General features: G+C 52.4%; 13 protein-coding genes and 4 pseudogenes. 14 read left to right on the top strand and 3 right to left on the bottom strand.

The window, feature by feature from the left end:
* Positions 1–89 precede the first annotated feature (89 nt).
* The 3 genes and pseudogenes from AWJ19_RS13560 to AWJ19_RS13550 all read left to right on the top strand — a co-directional run bounded on the left by AWJ19_RS13560 (position 90) and on the right by AWJ19_RS13550 (position 3,040).
* Positions 90–1,411, top strand: a pseudogene (locus AWJ19_RS13560) (aspartate ammonia-lyase).
* A gap of 1 nt (position 1,412) precedes the next feature.
* The gene (gene hydF, locus AWJ19_RS13555; RefSeq protein ID WP_068724436.1) at positions 1,413–2,696 is read left to right on the top strand and encodes a [FeFe] hydrogenase H-cluster maturation GTPase HydF; all 1,284 of its coding nucleotides are present in this window, start codon (positions 1,413–1,415) and stop codon (positions 2,694–2,696) included.
* Between the two features lie 65 nt (positions 2,697–2,761).
* Entirely contained in the window at positions 2,762–3,040 is a 279-nt protein-coding gene (locus AWJ19_RS13550; protein WP_068724434.1) for a hypothetical protein, read from the top strand.
* A gap of 103 nt (positions 3,041–3,143) precedes the next feature.
* On the opposite strand, the gene AWJ19_RS13545 is transcribed toward AWJ19_RS13550, so the two are convergent.
* Positions 3,144–3,665 carry a hypothetical protein gene (locus AWJ19_RS13545; RefSeq protein ID WP_068724432.1) on the bottom strand — a complete coding sequence of 174 codons (522 nt, stop codon included), beginning with the start codon at positions 3,663–3,665 and terminating at the stop codon, positions 3,144–3,146.
* A gap of 192 nt (positions 3,666–3,857) precedes the next feature.
* Here AWJ19_RS13545 and AWJ19_RS13540 point away from each other — a divergent pair, with 192 nt between their 5' ends.
* A complete protein-coding gene (locus AWJ19_RS13540; protein WP_128083589.1) occupies positions 3,858–4,373 on the top strand; it encodes a sigma-70 family RNA polymerase sigma factor in 516 nt (171 codons plus the stop codon).
* Between the two features lie 17 nt (positions 4,374–4,390).
* Positions 4,391–5,842 (top strand): DUF4179 domain-containing protein, encoded by a 1,452-nt coding sequence (locus AWJ19_RS13535; RefSeq protein WP_068724431.1) that lies wholly within the window; start codon positions 4,391–4,393, stop codon positions 5,840–5,842.
* Positions 5,843–6,173: 331 nt separating this feature from the next.
* Here the strand turns inward: AWJ19_RS13535 and AWJ19_RS34095 are convergent.
* Positions 6,174–6,689, bottom strand: a pseudogene (locus AWJ19_RS34095) (C40 family peptidase); the annotation flags it as partial.
* 174 nt (positions 6,690–6,863) lie between these two features.
* A complete protein-coding gene (locus AWJ19_RS13525) occupies positions 6,864–7,721 on the bottom strand; it encodes an AraC family transcriptional regulator (protein ID WP_068724429.1) in 858 nt (285 codons plus the stop codon).
* A 298-nt stretch (positions 7,722–8,019) separates the two neighbouring features.
* On the opposite strand from AWJ19_RS13525, the gene AWJ19_RS13520 reads away from it, so the two are divergent.
* The 9 genes and pseudogenes from AWJ19_RS13520 to AWJ19_RS13485 all read left to right on the top strand — a co-directional run bounded on the left by AWJ19_RS13520 (position 8,020) and on the right by AWJ19_RS13485 (position 21,262).
* Positions 8,020–9,219 carry an MFS transporter gene (locus AWJ19_RS13520; RefSeq protein ID WP_068724427.1) on the top strand — a complete coding sequence of 400 codons (1,200 nt, stop codon included), beginning with the start codon at positions 8,020–8,022 and terminating at the stop codon, positions 9,217–9,219.
* Positions 9,220–9,319: 100 nt separating this feature from the next.
* Positions 9,320–10,141: a methyl-accepting chemotaxis protein gene (locus AWJ19_RS37285; RefSeq protein ID WP_068724425.1), complete on the top strand. Its 822-nt coding sequence runs from the start codon at positions 9,320–9,322 to the stop codon at positions 10,139–10,141.
* Between the two features lie 189 nt (positions 10,142–10,330).
* Positions 10,331–13,021, top strand: coding sequence for a sensor histidine kinase KdpD (locus AWJ19_RS13510; protein ID WP_068724424.1), 2,691 nt, complete (start codon positions 10,331–10,333; stop codon positions 13,019–13,021).
* Positions 13,014–13,733, top strand: a complete 720-nt coding sequence (locus AWJ19_RS13505; protein WP_068724422.1) for a response regulator transcription factor — start codon at positions 13,014–13,016, stop codon at positions 13,731–13,733. The genes AWJ19_RS13510 and AWJ19_RS13505 overlap by 8 nt, the downstream gene beginning before the upstream one ends.
* A 238-nt stretch (positions 13,734–13,971) precedes the next feature.
* On the top strand, positions 13,972–14,145 hold the full coding sequence (locus tag AWJ19_RS35215; protein ID WP_157890004.1) for a hypothetical protein: 174 nt from the start codon (positions 13,972–13,974) through the stop codon (positions 14,143–14,145).
* A gap of 325 nt (positions 14,146–14,470) precedes the next feature.
* A complete protein-coding gene (gene kdpA, locus AWJ19_RS13500) occupies positions 14,471–16,147 on the top strand; it encodes a potassium-transporting ATPase subunit KdpA (RefSeq protein WP_068724420.1) in 1,677 nt (558 codons plus the stop codon).
* An 18-nt stretch (positions 16,148–16,165) separates the two neighbouring features.
* Positions 16,166–18,198: pseudogene (gene kdpB / locus AWJ19_RS13495) on the top strand (potassium-transporting ATPase subunit KdpB).
* Positions 18,199–18,236: 38 nt separating this feature from the next.
* Entirely contained in the window at positions 18,237–18,857 is a 621-nt protein-coding gene (kdpC, locus tag AWJ19_RS13490) for a potassium-transporting ATPase subunit KdpC (RefSeq protein ID WP_068724419.1), read from the top strand.
* A gap of 73 nt (positions 18,858–18,930) precedes the next feature.
* Positions 18,931–21,262: pseudogene (locus AWJ19_RS13485) on the top strand (histidine kinase).
* Positions 21,263–21,293: the final 31 nt, after the last annotated feature.

Here is a 21,293-nt window from a genome sequence, read left to right as displayed (position 1 = left end):
CAGGCGGCGGATTCCGCCTTGAACGGGATGCGCTTGGAACAGTAGAGGTACCTTTGTCTGCCTACTACGGCATTCATACGGCCCGGGCGATGGAGAATTTTGCGGTGGGCGGCCGGAGGGTCAATCCTCATCTGATCAAGGCACTGATAACGGTGAAAAAAGCGGCAGCACTGGCCCACCTTAAGCTGAACAGCTATCCGCCTGAGATCGCGATGGCGATTGTGCAGGCTTGTGATGAGATTCACGCTGGAGGGTATGACGACCAGTTCCCTGTGTCTGCACTACAGGGGGGGGCCGGTACTTCAACTAATATGAACATCAATGAAGTATTGGCGAACCGGGCAATAGAGTTGCTGGGAGGAATACGAGGTGAATATACCCTGGTTCACCCGCTGGACCATGTGAACTGCTGCCAGTCTACCAATGATGTCTATCCGACAGCGCTTCGAATCGCTGCGGTGGGTCTAATCCGCAGGATTAGTGATGCTTTTGCGTCCCTGCAGGAATCGCTGCAGAGTAAGGAGCTGGAGTTCGCAGATGTGCTGAAGCTGGGCCGTACGGAGCTGATGGATGCTGTTCCGATGACTGCCGGCCAGAGCTTCGGAGCCTATGCCAAAGCGATTCAGCGTGACCGCTGGCGCCTGTACAAGTCGGAGGAAAGGCTCCGGGAGATTAATATCGGTGGAACGGCAATCGGTACGGGGATCAATGCGCCGCTCCGGTATACCTTTTATATCACCGGACTGCTGCAGGAGCTGACCGGATACGGGCTGGCCCGCAGCGAATATCCGATGGACCCTACGCAGAACATGGATGTATTCGTAGAAGTGTCCGGTCTGCTGAAGGCAGCGGCAGTAAATCTGCTCAAAATCTCAGGCGATCTGCGCCTGCTGGCGAGCGGGCCGGCAGGCGGCTTTGGTGAGCTGGAGCTGCCTGCAGTGCAGGCCGGTCCTCCATTATGCCCGGCAAGGTCAACCCGGTGATGGCTGAAATGCTTGGTACAGCGGCAATGCGGGTGATTGCCAATGATGCGGCAGTTACACTGGCTGCAGGCAGCGGGCAGCTGGAGCTTAATGCCTTCATGCCGCTGATAGCAGATGCGCTGCTGGATTCCTTTGAACTGCTGGAACAGGCAGTCCATTTGTTCAACGAGCGTTGTGTGAAAGGAATCCGGGTCTGTGAACAGCGCTGCAAGGAACTGCTGGAGCATTCCACGGGACTCGCTGCCGCTTTTGTCGGGCCTATCGGATATGAGCGCAGTACGGAGGTTGCCATTCAGGCACGGACGGAAGGGAAGTCTATCCGGCAGGTGCTGCTGGACAGGGGGCTGCTCACTGCCGAACAGATTGACGGAATTTTACATCCCGAACAGCTCACTACGCCAGGTGTGCCCGGAAGAAGGAGTGAATAAAGTGAGCCTGAACGACTCTCCGCGGGCAAGCCGCCTGCATATTGCCGTATTCGGCAGGCGCAACGCCGGCAAATCCAGCCTCATCAACGCGCTGGCCAGACAGGAGGTCTCTGTGGTATCGCCGGTCCAGGGAACAACAACGGACCCGGTTTATAAATCAATGGAGCTGCTTCCGCTTGGAGCGGTGGTGTTGATTGATACCGCAGGGCTGGATGATGAAGGCGAGCTTGGCGAGCAGCGGAAGAAGAAGACGATGGAAGTGCTGTACAAAACGGATCTGGCTCTGCTTGTAATTAACGCACTTGAAGGCTTTACAGCGTATGACGAGAAGATTGCCGACTTGCTTAAGGAACGGAATATCCCTGTCATTGGGATTTTAAATAAAACCGATCTATTGCCTGATAGAGGTATAGGCCGGGATGCCCAGGCACAGGCAGATTTGTGCCGGGAGCAGTTTGGTTTCCGGTTCATGCCGGTGTCAGCGGCAGTGCAGGAGGGGATCAGTCCGCTGAGACAGGCATTGTCCACTGCCCTGCCTGCCAGTGATGACAAATTCCGGATCATCGGTGATCTGCTATCGCCGGGAGATTTGGTAGTGCTGGTTACGCCAATCGATAAGGCGGCACCCAAAGGCAGACTGATCCTTCCCCAGCAGCAGACTATCCGGGATATTCTGGAGAGCGATGCCATAGCTATTGTTACTAAAGAGCATGAGCTGAAGCTGACGCTGGAGAGCCTCGGGCGTAAGCCGCGTATGGTTGTAACCGACTCCCAGGTGTTCCTGAAGGCAGCCGCCGATACGCCGCCGGATGTTCCGCTAACCTCCTTTTCCATTCTGTTTGCCCGTCAAAAGGGGGATTTGGAGGAGCTGGTCCGGGGAGCAAGGGCGATTGACCGGCTGCGGGACGGTGACAAGGTGCTGATAGCCGAGCCCTGCACCCACCATACCCAGCCGGATGATATCGGCAGCGTCAAGCTGCCCCGCTGGATCAGGCAGGCGACCGGCAGAAGGCTTGAATTCCATCATGCCAACGGCATGACCTTTCCCGAAGATGTGCAGGACTATGCGCTGATCGTGCATTGCGGCGGCTGCATGATCAACCGCAGGCAGATGCTCTGGCGGATGGAGCAGGCGGCAGCCAGCCGGGTGCCTATTGTGAATTACGGGGTAGCCATTGCCCATGTCCAGGGGATACTGGAACGGGCGATTTCCCCGTTTCTGCTTGCCCGGCTTGCCTGGGAGGAGGAGAGCGCGGCGGCCAGCGGGGTTATTATGGAAGGATAAGTAGTGAGGCCGACTAGCCAATTAACTAAACAAGACCAGCACGCAAATCCCGGGGCTGGTCTTGTTTGTTTGTTGGAGCTCATGATGGGGCAGACAACAAAAATGCCATTAATATCAGCGAAAGCAGCTGGATACGCGAAATGAGAGGCATAAATGCCCTTGATTTCGTCGAAAACGGCTGGATACGCGAAATGAGAGGCAAAAATGCCCTTGATTTCGCTGAAAGCGGCTGGATGCGCGAAATGAGAGGCAAAAATGCCTTTGATTTGGTCGAAAGCGGCTGGATGCGCGAAATGAGAGGCAAAAATTTGATTTCGTCGAAAACGGCTGGATACACGAAATGAGAGGCAAATCTGCCCTTGATTTCAGCTAACGCGGCCCAATGCGCTAAAATGAGAGGCAAAAATGCTATTTTTGCGCAGGCCTATCATGGTTCAGCCGGTAAAGTCACCTGACCCCCGAATCATCCAGCCGGATCTCTGCCACCTCGCCGCTGCTGTTCACGCACCAGAATTCCAGCGTCAGATTCTGCTTACGGTCGATGTAGCCGATGATGTCTGCCCCTTGCTCGCCGGATTTGTAATATGTATGCCCGTAGAGAGCCAGCACTTTTTCTTTGGAATCACCAATATGTATGCCTTTAGCTGTAGTAAGAGTGTTATCTGGGCCGGAGATGATTAGCCGCATAATGGTACCCTTTTCTAGACCTGTGCTGACGGAAGCCGTCCGTAATCCGTTTCCCCATTCATAATAGTCGTACAATGTGTTATCCTGCATGTCCAGCGGCTCCTGATACCTGCTTTTGAAGCTGCTGCTGCCGATATTTCCTCCGATTTTCACACCTCCGACCGACTCCGCAGAAAGATCCGTAGACCGCGCCAGCACCTGCGGCCGGATAAGCAAGCAACTGGTTATGACCACTGCAGTCAATCCGATTGCGGTGCTCCACACTATTTTTTTCGTACGCATCCCTCCAATTTGCTAAAATTTAACTCTAATTAGAATAGCTTAATCAGTCAATGTCAGCTTATCATAAATATATATCATGAAAAAGTTACCAGAAATCAATCGTTTTGCCTGCACACGGCGTCTTACATATAGATACACAATATAGGGGCCCTATATAGAAGCTGTATTCCCAAAAGAGAGGGGGAGCGGGATATGATGGAGCACACGATGAATGAGGTCCGTTCTGCGGATGTTGCACTTTTGGATGAAGAGGCTTTTTTTAAACGGCTGTATGTCGAGCACCGCAAATTGTATGCTATTGCGTACAGTTATATGCGGAATGAAGCGGATGCGCTGGAAGTGGTGCAGGAGGCGTCCTGCCGGGCATGGATCAAGCGTAAAAAGCTGAAAGACGGGCAGTCCTTCACGCCATGGCTGATCAGGATCACCATCAATTGCTGTATGGACGAGCTCAGGCGCAAAAAACGGGTCTTTCCGGCTGAAAAGCCTGCGGAGGAAACAGCGCAGGAGATGCAGAGCAACGAGCGTATTGATCTGGAGCGTGCGATACACCGGCTGAAGCCGAAATACCGGCATGCCATCGTACTGAAATATTACCAGGACATGACAGTGGCGCAAATCGCGGAGGTGCTGAAAAAGCCGGAAGGTACAGTAAAAACCTGGCTCCGCGACGGACTGAAGCAAATGCGCTCATATCTGCAGAAATAAGGGAGGCGAAACGCACAATGAAAGATATAGAAGAGCAACTTCTGCACCAAAATGCAGGTGAAGTGAAGCAACAGACGGAAGCCATGCCGGAGATGAGGATTGTTCAGGCGATGCGGACCGGTATCCGTAAAGGAAAACAGCAGTCCCTGAGAAAACGGGTGATGTCAGGCCTGAAGGTCACAGTAGCTGCTGCCGCTGCTGTCCTGATGCTGTATACTTTTTTAGATACTCCTGAAAAAGCTGTGGAATACACGGTTCAGAATGCAAGTCCGGCTAACACCGGGACGGCTTCTGGCCAGTTCGATGCTTCACTGATCAGAGACAAGACCCTGCTGAATGCACTGGATCAGAATCTGCTCCGGCCAGTAAATAAAGGGGTGGAAAAAGCAGGGTTTAAAGTGGAAATCAAGAGCGCAGTAAGTGACGGACGGCAGGTGTTTATTGTATACAGTGTGCGAAACAACACAGATCAGACTGTGATTCATGCTGATTTTGGGCTGGAGTTCGGAACGTTTGAAGCGGCAGATATCGGTGCTACATTGGAAATGCTGGGTACTGACAACCAGATCAGAGCTGGACAAACCCTATACTTTGTATACTCCAATAATCTGTCACCTAATATGGATTATCCGGAGGACGTACAATATAACGTTGTCCTGACTCAGACTTCGGATGAAGCCTTAAGCTCAAGCAGCAATAAATACCGAACTAGCCTGGATGTATCGTTTAAACTGGATACCGATATGTTAAAGGCCCGCAACCGGCTTTGGACTGCCAAGCAGGATCTGACGGTAGCCGGTCAAAAGCTTAAAGTCAATCAGGTACTGTTCACTCCGCTCAGCACTTACGTGGATGTGGAAGCGTATGAGCGTAATACCAAGCAGGTCAACGGACTGATAAATCCTGTGCTGATCGGCAAGAGCGGAGATAAGATTATAAAATCCTATTATCCGGCCGTTATTACAGCTGATAATTCAGAGCTCTGGAAGGACCGGTCCCAGTTTACGCTTGTATACACAAGCAAAGATTATCTCGATCTGAACAGCCTGTCTCTGAAAACCTTCGGGATTGCGGCGGTTGATAAGAATCAGATGAAAATCGTTGTCGATCTGAAAAAAAGGCGGATTGTTGAAGCACCAGACGGCTTTTCGATAAAAGCTCAGGGGGAATCAGCAAAACCGGGTGTAATTACTTTCCGGAATAAGCGGGAAGACATTGAGACACAAGACAGCTTCATGATGCGTCTGGCAGAAAATTATACGGACGCTGACGGAAAAATGCATACGAGGCTGGGTGGAGAAGGGGTCTTTACACAATCACTGTCCCGTGGTGCCAAAACATTTGATGAGGAGTACGATTACAACTTCGGACTGCAGGCTTTCCATTATCTGCAGCCGCTGACTGTAGAGATAGAGCGCTACTGGAATCCGATGCTGGATACTCAGTCGGTGAATCTGATTCCTGAATAAAAGCAACGGAGATACAGTGACGAAAAGTAACAAACCGCCTGTTTATGCAGAGCGGTTTGTTTAGATTACCGATATAGTCATGCCAGCAGGCTTAACGGAAATTGCTGAACCATCCCCAGTCAAAGCCAACTGGCTGTTCCTGGGCAGAACCACCGGAAGAAGCAGGAGTGGTGTCTGATGTTTTATCTGATGAAGTCTGTCCGGAAGGTTCTGTTTCGGTTTGCGGTTTAGCCGTGTCTGTTGCATCGTCTGCTGAACCTGAGACAGCCTCGCTATTATCATCTGCTGCTGATCCGGTTCCTGCTGATCCGGACTCTTGTCCGTTAGCAGGCAGCACACGGCGGGCAGATGTGTAATGCTCATCCCACCAGCCGCTGTCCAGATCAGTAACCGTTACTCCGCCTTCACCGTAGGTGTGCAGAATTTTACCGTCACCGATATAGACTGCGACATGGTGAATGGGGGAATAGAAGAACACCAAGTCGCCCGGCTGCAGCTGATCTCTTGCAATATAAGTTCCGTCTGTCGATTGTTGTTTGGAGGAGCGTGAGAGGGTAATATCATGCTGGCCAAAGATGTACTGGGTGAAAGAGGAACAGTCAAAGCTGCTCGTATCCCCGGCCTCAGCCCCGTACTCATAACGGACGCCTTTATATTTCATGCCGGTAGCAATGATCTTGTCGGCAAGACTGGAATCTGCAGTTGCACTTACAGTGCTGTCAGCGGTTGCGGCATAAGCCTTATTATTGGTATCAATGAAGCCTGTTCCGGCAGCAAGCAGGGCAGTACCCAGACTTACACCAATGACCATGCTGCGGAAACGTTTTGTACGGTTAGCTGTATTCATAAGTTACCTCCTAGTTGTTGTCTGGTAAGCTTCTGAACCCACTCTAACACATATAAAAGTAACACCATTTACCAGCAAATGTGTTTTGCCAGTATTCGCAAGGCTTTACAGGCTTTTATGAAGAAATGATGACAAAATTTTAAACAAAAAGTTCTTGACAAAAGTTACGGCAAGTCAATCCTTATGAAAATCACGCTGATTGCCTTCACGGAACTTACGGGGCGAGATGCCGATAACCCTGGTGAACAGGATGGAGAAATAGTTGGCGTTGTCGTATCCGACCATTTTGGCGATTTCCCAGATCTTTTTGTCCGTGATGGCCATCAGGCGCATGGCTTCACCCATCCGGCGCTGGATTAAATAGTTGATCGGTGAAATGCCGAAATTATTTTTGTACATATGAACAAGGTAATAGGAGTCAATGTGAAAAAGCTGTGCCAGATCGGCAAGGGTCAGCTTACGCCGGTAATTCGTATCCAGATAAGCTTTGATCTGATTGGCGAGCGAAGCTTTTTCTTCCTTGGAAGTCCTGTTCTGCAAAAGAATCATCCGTTCAATCAGCAGCAGAATCGCTTCCAGCAAATGCTGTGAGATCCGTTCATAGCCTCTGCCCCGCTGTGAAAATTCATTGACCAGGGCTTGAATCAGCATGGCCAGTTCACCTGTGTAATGGCTGGAACGGATAACCGGCTCCCATCCGGGAGGAACCACCCAATCGCGCTGCTTATCAACAGGTGGAAGAAAACGGAAATTAAAATAGCAGGTAGAAAGCGGCTGATCCGGGTCAGACTGTTCCTGATGCAGCGTACCCCGGTTATAGACAAGCACATCGCCTTTTTTGGCCGTATAGGCTTTACCGTCAATAACATAGGAGCCCGCTCCGTCCTCGATATAAATGACCTCATGCAAATCCTCATGCTTGTGAAGCGCAAACTTCCATTCCGGGCTGGCACTCATTTTGCCGGCATAAATCAATTCACCGTTAAATGCCCCGTTGTTCATGTCCATCAGCAAACCAGCGTTATCATCCATTCCTTATCCTGCTTTCGTTCATTTATTCTAATGACAAGATATATCATCTTTTTGAGAAAAACAACAATAACCTTTATTGTTCCATTTCCGGTTCATTTGTACAATGAAGCTCAGTAGAAGGTCAGAGCTCAAGTGAATGAATGTGACGATGTGCAGGCATCTGGTTCGGGTAATCTTCGTAGCCGCTGAAAGCGGAACCAAATGAGACCGAGCCTGGTTTGAAAGCGCCCAGCAATATATATAACATTTTTGTGTGAGGATTGGATGGTTTGGATCTGAACAGAAGCCGGGGGGAACTATGAAAAAAGTAAATGAACGCGGCCTGGTATTTTCTTTTACCTTTATGGCCTTTCTGCTGGGAACAACGGAGTATATTATTGTCGGACTGCTGTCGGAAATCACTGCTTCCCTGCAGATTACGCTTGCAGCTGCGGGCAGTCTTGTCTCCGGTTTTGCGATAGCTTATGCGCTTGGGACACCGGTACTCATGACACTGGTCAGCAGGCTGCCCAAAAAGCAGACGATTCTGGGTACAATTGCCCTGATTGTGGTGTTTAACCTGTTCAGTGCCGTGTCAGGCACATACGGATTGATGTTATTTACGAGGATTGTCACAGCAGTCTTGTGCGGGCTGGCTATTTCGCTGTCGCTCTCAGCGGTCAGTGAGGTTGTTACTCCTGCCAGGCAGGGGAAATCTGTCTCTTACATTCTGGGCGGGTTTGGTATCGCGAATGTCCTGGGCGTACCGATCGGCACTTTTGTAGGTCAGCATTTCGAGTGGCAGGCAGCCTTTGTCCTGACAGCTGTGATGGGAGCCGCAGCCTTTGTGCTTAACCTGATTGTTATTCCCTCTAATCTGACTAACACCAAGGCTTCACTCAAGGACCAGCTCAGCCTGCTCGCTAACCGGCGCATAATATTGGCTTTTCTTATACCGGTATCCGGGACGGGGGCTGTATTCAGCATCTACACTTATATTAGACCGCTAATGGATCAGGTAATGAATATCCCTGCCGCTTCGGTAAGCTGGGTACTGCTCGCCTATGGCCTGGCCACCATTTTCAGCACCTGGCTGGGCGGGATTGTCGCTTCAGGCAATGCGCTGGGCAGACTAAGAGTGGTATTTCTGGTCCAGGCAGCAATCTATGTGCTCTTTTTCTTCGCGGCGCCTGTCCCGGTTATGGGACTTATCTTCCTGATTTTAAGTGCATGTGTATCCAATATTCTGAACGTAACAGCCCAGCTGTATCTGATCGAATTGGCGGTTGAGCATTCGCCGGGCTCCAGGGATTTCGCCGCTTCACTGAATCCGGTCGCTGCCAATACCGGTATCGCCGGCGGATCAGCTCTTGGCGGCCTGGTTGTGGGAACGGGCGGACTGGGCGCTTTGTCCTGGACTGCAGCAGGTATAGCGGTGGCTGCATTCGCAGTTACAGCAATCAGCTACCGGCTAAAGCAGAAATCTGTATCCCGTAAAGCCCAGGCTGCGGCAGCCTGATTGCGGTTGTTGGTGATTTCCTGATCAAATCTATTTATGAATCCCGGCGAAAGTGACGATACATAGATAGACACAGATCATACACAATTAGGAGAGAGCCATGGATAACCTTACCGCATTAGTATTGGCAGCACCACTGTTCAAACAGATTCATGCACAGGATATTATGATTGGCGTTACAGACAGAGAGATTTTTCATTACTACGCACCAAGCAAGGCACTGGATTTCGGCCTGACCAAAGGAAGTCCCGTTCCGCCGGATGACCCGTCACTCGGCAACGCGCTTGCCGGACGTGCCACAACGAACCGCCTGCCCGCCGAGCTTTACGGAGCGACAGTCATCTCCTCGGCTATACCGGTGTATGGACCGGAAGGCGAGATTATCGGCGCATTTGCGATTGCGTACACACTGGAAAATGAAGATAAGATGGAGCAGCTGACAGAGAGCATTAACAGAATCAGCGGCCAGCTGGTCGACATGGTCCAGAATGTGGCAGCCCAGTCTGAGGAGCTGTCGGCAACAACGGCGCAGATTCTGGATAATTCACGGCAGACCGTAGAGGAATCGAAGCAGGTGAACAAGGTCGCCGGCTTCATCCGGGAAATCTCCGAGCAGACCAATCTGCTGGGATTGAATGCGGCCATTGAAGCCGCCCGGGTCGGCGAGCAGGGAGCAGGCTTTGGCGTAGTGGCTACCGAAGTGCGCAAGCTGTCCGTCAACACCAGAGAAGCGACCAAAACGATTGAGGATTCACTGGCCCTGGTGCAGCGCTCGATCCGTCACATGGAGCAGGAGATTGAAGCTATCGCTGCTTCCTCCGCTGCGCAGGCTGAGCTCGTCACGCAGTTTAGCGATGTCATTGAAAGATTGAACGAAACCAGCGGTGAAATGACCCGATTTATTTCCTCTATTATTCAATAAAAGAATAAGATTAAGGGGTACCCCTGGGCCGATTAAAGGCCGGCAGGAGGTATCCTTTTTTTGTGTATGGCCCCAATCTTAATGCAATCTTAATGCAATCTTAATGCAGGGGCCGAAGTTGTAATACTATGCTGATTTTGCACATGCTATACTAGCTAACAGCAACTACATGCCGGAAAGGGAATCGATATGGCACATCACCGGAACAGCGCTGTTCCAATCCAAGAGCAGGGTTTAGACAGCTCTCAGCGGAAAAAACGCGGCACGCTGAAAATCTTTTTTGGATACGCGGAAGGGGTCGGCAAGACATGCGCCATGCTGAATGCAGCGCATGATGAGCAAAGAGACGGGAAGGACGTAGTTGCGGGTTACATTGAAACGCACGAGCGTCCTGAGACGGATGCGCTGTTGGAGGGACTGGAGCTGCTGCCGAGGCTTGCGTTTCCCTCCCGGGAATTTGATCTGGATAAAGCCCTGAACAGGCGGCCTGACCTGATTCTGGTGGATGAGCTGGCCCACCATAATGGTAATGGCTGCCGGCACAAGAAACGGTATCAGGATATTGAGGAGCTGCTGCGTGCAGGAATCAATGTATATACAACAGTAAATGTACAGCACCTTGAAAGTCTGCATGACATTGTCGCAGCCATCACCGGCCTGACTGTGCAGGAGCGGATTCCCGACAGTGTATTTGAGGGGGCCGACCAGATTGAACTGGTTGATATTCCGCCGGATGATCTGTTGGACCGTCTGAACAAGGGGAAGCTTGTCACAGACGGGCAGGAGCAGCATGAAAGCCTTTCACAGATGTTTGTCAAAAGCAGGCTGATTGCCCTGCGGGAAATCGCCCTGCGTTATACCGCGGATCAGCTGGGGCGGACTATCCGGCGATCCGGTGACAGGGCTGCTGAGGAGGCCTATCATACGGAAGACCATATTTTAGTCTGTATCTCCTCTGCTGCCTCCAGCAAAAAAGTGATCCGTACAGCCGCAAGAATGGCCGAGGCGTTCCGGGGGGCTTTTACAGCATTATACGTGGAAACGCCTAGAAGCAAAGAGCTGACTCACAAGAGCAAGGCTGAGCTCCGGGAAAATCTGCGGCTGGCCGAACAGCTGGGTGCCCAGCCGGCGACAGTCTACGGCGACGATATACCGGGACAGATTGCCGAATATGCCGTCTCCAGCCGGGTAACCAAGATCGTCATTGGCCGTCCGCGAAGCGGCAAAAAAAGATGGATAGCCAAAACCAATATCGTGGATAAACTGACAGAGCTGGCCCCGAATATTGATGTTCATATTATTCCGGATACCCAGCCGGCACGGTATAACAGGTTTCCTTCTTATTTGAAGCCCAAGGGCTTCTCAACGGCAGATGCCTTGAAATCACTTATCATTTTGGCAGGTTGTACGCTGATCGGGCTCTGGTTCCAACATCTCGGTTTTCGTGAAGCGAATATTATCACCGTATATATTCTGGGCGTTCTGCTGAATGCCATAGTTACAAGCGGGAGGCTGTACAGCGCGGCGAATTCCATCCTAAGCGTACTCGTCTTTAATTATCTGTTCACAGAGCCGTACTACTCGCTGATTACAGCGGACACGGGTTATCCGGTGACGTTTCTGGTTATGTTGATAGCTTCATTCATCAGCAGTACACTTACGATGAGGATTAAAGAGCAGGCCCGCCAGTCTGCGCAAAAGGCCTACCGTACAGAAGTTCTGCTGGAAACCAGCCGCAAATTGCAGCAGGCGGAAGGGGTGGAGGCTATTATCAAGGATACAGCTGTCCATATGGTCAAGCTGGTAGACCGGACTGTGATTTTTTATCCGGCCGGTCCGGAGGGGCTTGAAGATCCGCTGATCTACTCCAAGCCTGAAGCCGCTGTCGCTGCATCAGAATATACCGGAGTGAACGAATGGGCTGTCGCCGACTGGGTGTACAAAAATAACAAGCGGGCCGGAGCCACTACGGATACCTTCTCTGCAGCCAGCTGCCTGTACCACGCAGTTCGTGCAGGCGATACGGTGTTCGCGGTCGCCGGCATCGTAATGGACCGGGAAGAGCCGCTCGGCATCTTCGAGAAAAGCCTGATGATAGCCATGCTCGGCGAATGTGCCCTTGCACTGGAGAAGGAGCTGCTCAGCAGCAGGCAGAAGGAAATTTCAATCCAGATCAGGCAGGAGCAGCTGCGCGCGAATCTGCTTCGCGGCATCTCTCATGATCTGCGGACACCGCTCACCAGCATCTCCGGAAATGCCGGTATCCTGCTGGCGAACCCGGGTGTCCTCAGTGAAGCTCAGAAGATCGGGCTCTACACCGATATCTACGATGATTCGATGTGGCTGATCAATCTGGTAGAGAATCTGCTGTCCATTACTAGGATCGATAACGGCAGCCTGAATTTGTATTTTCAGGCCGAGCTGCTGGAGGAGGTCATTGCTGAAGCCCTGCTCCATGTAAACCGCAGCAGCGCAGAGCATAATATCCGGACGATTCTTGAGGAGGAGCTTCTGATGGCCCGGATGGATTCCCGGCTGATTATGCAGGTGCTGATCAACCTGGTGGACAATGCGATCAAGTATACCCAAGCCGGTTCCACCATTACAGTAGCTGCGAAGCGGGAGCGGGATTTGGTACGGGTCACTGTATCCGACGACGGCCCCGGCATACCGGAGGAGGCCAAGACTAAGCTGTTCGATATGTTCTATACAGCTGATAATCTGCGCGGTGACGGACGCCGTGGCTTGGGTCTCGGGTTATCTTTATGCAAATCCATCGTGCATGCCCACGGAGGGACAATTGAGGTTAGGGACAATATTCCGCAAGGGGCTGTTTTCAGCTTTACCCTGCAGGCAGAGGAGGTGAATGTTCATGAATAAACCTTTAATACTTGTCGTTGAGGATGACAAGCCGATCCGCAAGCTGATTACAACTACACTGGAAACACAGGGCTATAAATACCACACGGCGGAAACCGGGGAGTCATCTATCCTGGAGGCCGTTTCCAATCAGCCTGATTTGATGATTCTGGATCTTGGGCTGCCGGATATGGACGGTGTGGACATTATCCGCAAAGTACGGTCATGGTCCAACCTGCCGATCATCGTAGTAAGCGCCCGCAGCGAGGACAGAGACAAGATCGATGCTCTGGATGCCGGGGCCGATGATTATCTGACCAAGCCGTTCAGTGTCGAAGAGCTGCTGGCCAGATTGCGAGTCAGCCTGCGCCGGATCCGCTATGACAGTGAGAAGCTGCAGAAGGATGCGTCCGTTTTTATCAACGGCAACCTGAAGATTGATTATGCCGCCGGCTGCGTATGGATGGGCCAGGAAGAAATTCATCTGACACCGATTGAATACAAGCTGCTCTGCCTGCTCGCCAAGAATGCAGGGAAGGTCCTGACACATAATTATATTTTGCGGGAAATCTGGGGCAGTCTGACCTACGATGTACCGGCGCTGCGTGTGTTTATGGCAACCCTGCGCAAAAAGATCGAAAAGCCGCAGACCGCGCAGTCCAAAATCATACAGACTCATATCGGTGTAGGCTACAGGATGCTGCAGAGCGGTGAGGACATTAAATCGGGCTGAGAATATAACGAACTTAATCATTTCCACGATAATGGGCAACAAGACCATACTCATATGAGTATGGTTTTTTTGTTATTGACCGGGACAGGCGGGGCACACTAATGGGAGACTCCGTTTCATTTTTTAATGGAATCTATATTTTCCTGCGGCTACTCTAACCCAGAACTAACGGCAGGAGTAGTACGCTGGATACATGAAGTCTACTTCACATTACAAACGCTAAAGGGAGCTAATAACGATGAATGAGGTATTTCAAACAGTTGGTGTGACAGCGATGATCCTGGTACTGCTTATTTCTGCCGAACGTTTTTTTAAGGTGCATGAGCTGCGGAAGCTGGTGGAAGCGGAGGACGATGAGGCTGTCCGGAAAGCCGAGGAAGCGGTCCAGGCCTTCACTTCAGGTAAATCTTAATGCCATATTAATTGTGCCGCATGAAACCCTAACCCAGGCCTAATGGCAGAAATGTTACGCTGTAAGCAGAACAGAAAGAGAAAACATTATGGAGAGGAGCGGAGGCAATGATGGACTTGTATATGGCCGGGGCGCTGGCTGTCATTTTCGGTGTGTTCTACGCCTTTGCGCAGTGGTGCGGCCATGTTGCAGAAGATAAGGAGGGGGCTCGGTCATGACTGTGGTGCTGATAGCGGTCCTTTTGTTATTCCTCTATCTGGTGTACGCCTTGATACATCCCGAGAAATTCTAAATTACAGATGTGCGATATGAAGGAGGGTCATTTGTGGGCATTGTTCAGATTATTGTAGTCATAGCGATTCTGCTGCTGCTGGTCAAACCGGCAGGCACTTATTTATATCATGTGTTTTCTAATGAACCGAACCGGACAGACCGGGTTTTCGGCGGAGTGGAACGGGGAATTTTTGCATTAAGCGGATTGAAAAAACGTCCGGGGATGTCCTGGAAAACCTATGCGTTAAGCTTTCTTACTACCAATGTTGTGCTGGTTGCCTTCGGGTATCTCATTCTCCGGCTGCAATCCTTACTGCCGTTGAACCCGAACGGCATCGCCGGAATGGAACAATCGCTAACGTTCAATACGGTAATCAGCTTTATCACCAATACGAATCTACAGCATTACAGCGGGGAAACCGGGCTTTCCTACTTCTCGCAGATGGCGGTTATAACGATGCTGATGTTCACCTCCGCAGCCAGCGGCTTTTCGGTTGCCGTTGCTTTTGTAAGGGGGATTACCGGCAGAGCATCGCTGGGGAACTTTTTTGAGGACTTCGTTAAAGCGCATATCCGGGTGTTTTTGCCGCTAGCTCTGCTGGTGACGCTGGTTCTGGTTGCTCTGCAAGTACCGCAGACGCTTCATCCAACACTGCAGGTAACAACGCTAGAGGGTCATGTACAGCAAATTGCAATCGGACCTGTAGCGTCGCTGGAATCGATCAAGCATCTGGGAACGAACGGCGGCGGCTTTTTCGGAGCCAACTCGGCACATCCGTTCGAGAACCCCTCACCGCTTACAAATGTGATTGAAATCCTGTCCATGTGGATGCTGCCTGCAGCGCTTCCTTATATGTATGGCTTGTTCGCCAAAAACAAACGGCAGGGCTGGGGTATTTTTGCTGCCATGATGACGCTGTTCGTGCTGCTGCTCTCCCTTAACTTATATGCGGAGAGCAGCGGAAATCCTGCTGTTAATGCACTGGGAGTCGATGCTTCACAGGGCAGCATGGAAGGAAAAGAGGTCCGCTTCGGCATCCCGCAGTCTGCCCTGTTCACGACAGTTACAACTGCAGCGACAACCGGAAGTGTGAACAACATGCATGATACCCAGACCCCGCTCGGCAGTATTACGCCGCTGGCGCTGATGATGCTGAACAATGTGTTCGGCGGCAAGGGGGTCGGCCTGATCAATATGCTGATGTATGCCATCCTTGCAGTCTTCCTCTGCGGACTGATGGTCGGCCGGACACCAGAGTTCCTTGGCCGCAAAATTGAAGCCAGGGAAATGAAGCTGATTGCCGTCGCCATCCTGATTCACCCCCTGATCATACTGGTTCCGACAGCTGCTTCATTCCTGACGGAGCTTGGCCATGGGGCAATCAGTAATCCAGGCTACCATGGAATGACGCAGGTGCTGTATGAGTATGTCTCCTCAGCAGCGAATAACGGCTCGGGCTTTGAAGGGCTTGCCGATAACAGCACCTTCTGGAACGTAATGACTGGGGCTGTCATGCTGCTCGGGCGATATGTTTCGATTATTGCCCTGCTGGCGGTGGCCGGCTCGCTGCTCAGGAAGCAGCCTGTTCCGGAAACCATCGGGACATTCCGCACTGACAACAGCCTGTTTACAGGTATTCTGATTGTCACTGTGCTGATTATCGGTGCCTTGACATTCCTGCCGGTAATCGTGCTCGGGCCGGTCGCCGAGTATTTGACTCTACGCTAGGGGAGAGGAAGAACATACATGAGTACTGTACAGAAAAAAAAGCTGCTGACCGGTCCGATGGTCCGGGAGGCAGCCAAAGATAGTCTGGTGAAGCTGAATCCGGTCACCCTTATTAAAAATCCGGTAATGTTTGTCGTCGAAATTGGGACATTTATCGTCCTGCTAATGGTTCTGTTTCCGGGATATTTTAACGCTGCTGATTCCATCGGCTTCAATATCACTGTCTTTTTCATTCTGCTGGTTACAGTGCTGTTCGCCAACTTTGCTGAAGCACTGGCCGAAGGGCGGGGCAAGGCACAGGCGGACACGCTGAAAAAAACCAAGCAGGACATCGCTGCGAACAGGCTGTCCGGCAGCAGCATCAAGGTCGTTGCTTCCTCCGAGCTGCGTAAAGGTGACATCGTTGTAGTCCGCCAGGGCGAGCTGATTCCCGGCGACGGTGAAGTCATTGAAGGGCTCGCTTCAGTTGATGAATCGGCGATAACAGGAGAGTCCGCTCCTGTCATCAAGGAAGCAGGCGGGGATTTCAACTCCGTTACCGGCGGGACGAGAGTAGTCAGTGATGAAATTAAAGTCCGCATAATCAGCGATCCGGGGGAGTCTTTTCTGGACCGGATGATCTCGCTGGTAGAAGGAGCGAAGCGGCAGAAAACGCCGAATGAAATTGCGCTGAATACGCTTTTGATCAGCCTGACGATTATCTTTCTGATTGTTGTGGTGACTCTTCGCCCTATCGCCGCCTATCTGGAGGTGGATCTGGAAATACCTGTTCTGATTGCGCTGCTGGTCTGCCTGATTCCGACAACAATCGGAGGGTTGCTGTCAGCCATCGGGATTGCCGGAATGGACCGTGTAACCCAGTTTAACGTGCTGGCCATGTCAGGCAAGGCGGTGGAGGCGGCAGGGGATATTAACACCATGATCCTCGACAAGACCGGAACCATCACCTTCGGGAACCGGATGGCGAGCGAGTTCATTCCGGTTGGCCAGGAAACTGCCGGGGACTTGGCCGTGTGGGCTGCAGTCAGCTCCCTCAAGGATGAAACGCCCGAAGGCCGGTCCGTTATTGAGCTTGTCAAAAAGCTGGGCTCCCGTTATGATGCCGGGCTGGCAGCAGATGCGGAATTTATTGAATTCCGTGCGGAGACAAGGATGAGCGGCATGGATCTGCCTGACGGCAGGAAGGTGCGCAAGGGTGCTGTCGATTCCATCAAGCGCTGGGTTGCTGCCCAGGGAGGCATACTCCCGGATAATCTGGATCAGAGCGCGAACAGCATTGCCGGTAAAGGCGGAACGCCGCTGGCTGTAGCTGTGGACGACCGGATCTACGGGCTTATCTACCTGAAGGATACGGTGAAGCCGGGGATGAAGGAGCGGTTCGAGGAGCTGCGCAAAATGGGCATTAAAACGATTATGTGTACCGGTGACAACCCGCTTACCGCCGCTACAATCGCCGCTGAAGCCGGCGTGGACGGCTTTATTGCCGAGAGCACACCGGAGAACAAAATCGAAGTGATCCGCCGCGAGCAGCAGGAGGGCAAGCTGGTAGCGATGACCGGCGACGCACCAACGACGCTCCGGCACTGGCCCAGGCGGATGTAGGACTGGCAATGAATAGCGGAACGTCTGCCGCCAAGGAAGCAGCGAACATGGTCGATCTGGACTCTGATCCGTCCAAGATTATCGAAGTCGTAGCCATCGGCAAGCAGCTGCTGATGACGCGCGGTGCACTGACCACCTTCAGCATTGCCAATGACATTGCCAAATATTTTGCCATTATTCCGGCAATGTTTACACTGGCGATCCCGGAGATGGAAGTTCTGAACGTCATGGGGCTGGGTTCTCCGGGCTCGGCTATTATATCCGCTCTTATCTTTAATGCCATTATCATTCCGCTGCTGATACCGCTGGCGATGAAAGGTGTCTCCTACAAGCCGATGAGCTCTACCCGGCTGCTGCGCCGCAATATTCTGGTCTACGGGCTCGGCGGGGTTATAGTACCTTTCCTTGGCATTAAACTGATTGACTTGATTGTGAGCATCTGGATCTAAATACGAATAAGGATCATACGAAAGGATGTATTGTGAAAATGGAGCGAACAACAGACTACGCCAGCCGTGAAACGGCTGTATCCAAAGCTTCCGCTTTATTCGGCATACTCCGGCTCAGTGCCGTAATGATTATTCTCTGCGGAATTCTGTATCCGCTGGCTTCGACAGCGCTGGCCCAGGTGCTCCTGCCTTCCCAGGCTAACGGCAGCCTGCTGAAGAACAGCAGCGGTCAGACGGTCGGCTCGGAGCTGATCGGGCAGTCTTTCAGCAATCCGGCGTTATTCCATGGTAGGGTATCGAGCATTGACTATAAAGCTGAGGCTTCCGGTTCCAATAACTACGGCCCATCCAATCCCGATATGCTGCAGCGGACCAAGGACAGTATTCTTCAGTGGCAAAAGGATAATCCGGATGTTCCTGTAAGCGAACTGCCGGTGGACCTGATTACCAATTCCGGGTCCGGCCTGGACCCGCATATTTCACCCGCGGCAGCACGTGTTCAGATTCCGCGGATCAGCGGCCTGACCGGCATTTCAGCAGAACAGCTCGGACAGCTTGTCACGGAGGTAACCGAGGGGCGCGATCTCGGCCTGTTCGGGGAAGAGCGGGTCAATGTATTGAAGCTCAACCTTGCTTTATCTGAGTTAACAAAGAGATAATTCCGCATATATTGCCTTGTCCGAGCAAGCTGCGGGCAGGGCATTTGCCGGTTTGGCGAAAGGAGACGCAGCAATGGCGCCTTACAAACGCAAAACCCCGGAGGAAATTCTGTATTCCATCTATAAGCTTCACCGGGGCAGATTAAAGATCATCATCGGCTCTGTTAGCGGTTCAGGGAAAACCTATCATATGCTGGAGGAAGGCAAGCTGCTGAAGCAGCAGGGCATTGATGTGGTTATCAGCGCAGTGTCCACGATGGGACGGCCGGAAACGATGCAGCAGATAGCGGATCTGGAAAGGATACCGAGTATTCACTGGCACCAGGACGGCAGGGAGTATAAGGATCTGCCGCTGGAGGCACTGATAGAGCGCAATCCAGAGGTGGTGCTGGTTGATGGACTGGCGCACCGCAACCGCAGCGGGGCTGCTTTTCCGGCAAGGTTGGATGATATCCGCTATCTCATGGACAATGGCATCAGTGTGATTACGACCGTTAATGTATACGAGCTTGGCGGTGTTGGAGAGATTGTTTATGAAAAGACGGGTATCCGTGCTGAGGAGACGGTTCCGCTGGATACCCTGGAGCTGGCTGATGAAGTCAGGCTGATCGATGTATCTCCGGAAACGATCCTGAAGCGGATGGAGGATGGGATCCTGGGGGATGCCGCCCATCCGGCCATGTCCCGCCGGGGAAATCTAGGTGTGCTCCGGGAGTTGTCACTGCGTCTGGTTGCGGAGGGGGTCAATGAAACGCTGGAAAAGCACCGTGAAGCCCACGGGCTCACCGGTCCGTCGGGGGCCAGCGAACGGATTCTGGTCTCCAGCCAATACCACTGGAACGGCTCGCTGTATGTCAGGCGGGGACAGCAGATCGCCAAACGCCTGAACGGTGACCTGAAGGTGGTGACCTTTGTCCTGCCTGGACGTAAGCTTAGCCGGGAACAGCAGGCCTTCAAACGCTCCATTATTCAACTGGTTGAGCGGGTAGACGGCAGCTTTGAGGAGCTCCCGCTGAAGCAGCTCCGCCAGCTGCCGTCGGAGCTGGTCAGGTATGCGGTGCAGAACAAGGTGACCCGGATTGTCATGGGGCACTCCGCCAAAAGCCGCTGGCAGGAGCGCTGGCAGGGCTCCATTGCCAACCGTGTATTGCGCAGGACACGGAATATAGATGTGTTTCTGATGGCCGACCGGGCGGAGCAGGACGGCGAGCGGATACTGCCGGTGAAATCACAGCCTGTTCCGGCCGTGAACCGTTTCACCGCCTGAGCGGGCCTGAGCTGGAACGCAGAATCGAAACCATAAAGCGCGGGACGCTGAAGGTCTATATTGGTGCCGCGCCCGGCGTAGGTAAAACCTACAAAATGCTGCAGGAGGGCAACCTGCTGCTGAGCCGGGGAATTGATGTGGTTATCGGGCTGCTGGAAACGCATGGCAGAAAAGACACCCAGGCACAAACCGGGGGGCTGCCGCAGATTCCGAGAGCCCAAATCCTGTATCAGTCAACCCGGCTGGAAGAAATGGATACTGCTGCGATCATCGAACGCATCCGGAGGTGGTGCTGGTGGATGAGCTGGCCCATACCAATGTGCCCGGCAGCCGCACGGCAAAACGTTACGAAGATGTTATCCGGATGCTGGAGAATGGAATTTCCGTCATTACTACAGTCAATGTGCAGCATCTTGAAAGTTTAAATGATGCTGTAGCCCAGCTGACCGGGGTGCGGGTGCGGGAGACTATACCGGATGCCCTGCTGAGAATGGCAGGAGAGGTCGAGCTGATTGATGTTACCCCGCAAATGCTCCAGCAGCGGATGCGGGAAGGCAAAATTTATGCCTCCGAAAAGGTGACACAGGCGCTGGAATCTTTTTTTAAGATCGGGAATCTGATTGCTCTGCGCGAGCTGGCCCTGCGTGAGATTGCCGATGATGTGGATGAGCGGCTGGAGGCTTGGGACCGTGACACCTCCCTGCGCGGCCCTTGGAGCAGACAAGAGGTAATCTTTGTATGTGTGGACCTGGGAGAGCTGGCGGAGCGTCTGATCCGCCGGGGCTTCCGGATTGCCCACCGGCTCAAGGCTAAATGGTACGTACATTATGTGCACTGCGGCACCCCGCTGGATGAGGCAGGACAGAAGCGGCTGGATATGCTGCGGAGACTGACCGAACGGCTGGGCGGCAAGCTGGAAACCGCTGAAGCCGGCAGAGGCATTCACAAGCATGAGCAGCTGCTGGCCCGGATGAACGAGGTGAATACAACCCAGCTGATCATCGGACAATCACGAAGACCCATCTGGCGTATGTTGCTCAAGGAAAGCCTTGTACATTTTCTGCTGCGGCGGGCCCGCCATATGGATATGCTGATCGTAGCAGATTATGATGCGGAGGGGGCTGTGTCCGGGCGCTGAGCCGGGAGGGTGGTCAAGGCTGAAGGTAATG

It is taken from the genome of Paenibacillus sp. DMB5 (assembly GCF_001517085.1).
In the GTDB taxonomy this organism is placed as follows: Bacteria; Bacillota; Bacilli; order Paenibacillales; family Paenibacillaceae; genus Paenibacillus_AQ.
This window is presented reverse-complemented; position numbering and strand designations above follow the sequence as displayed.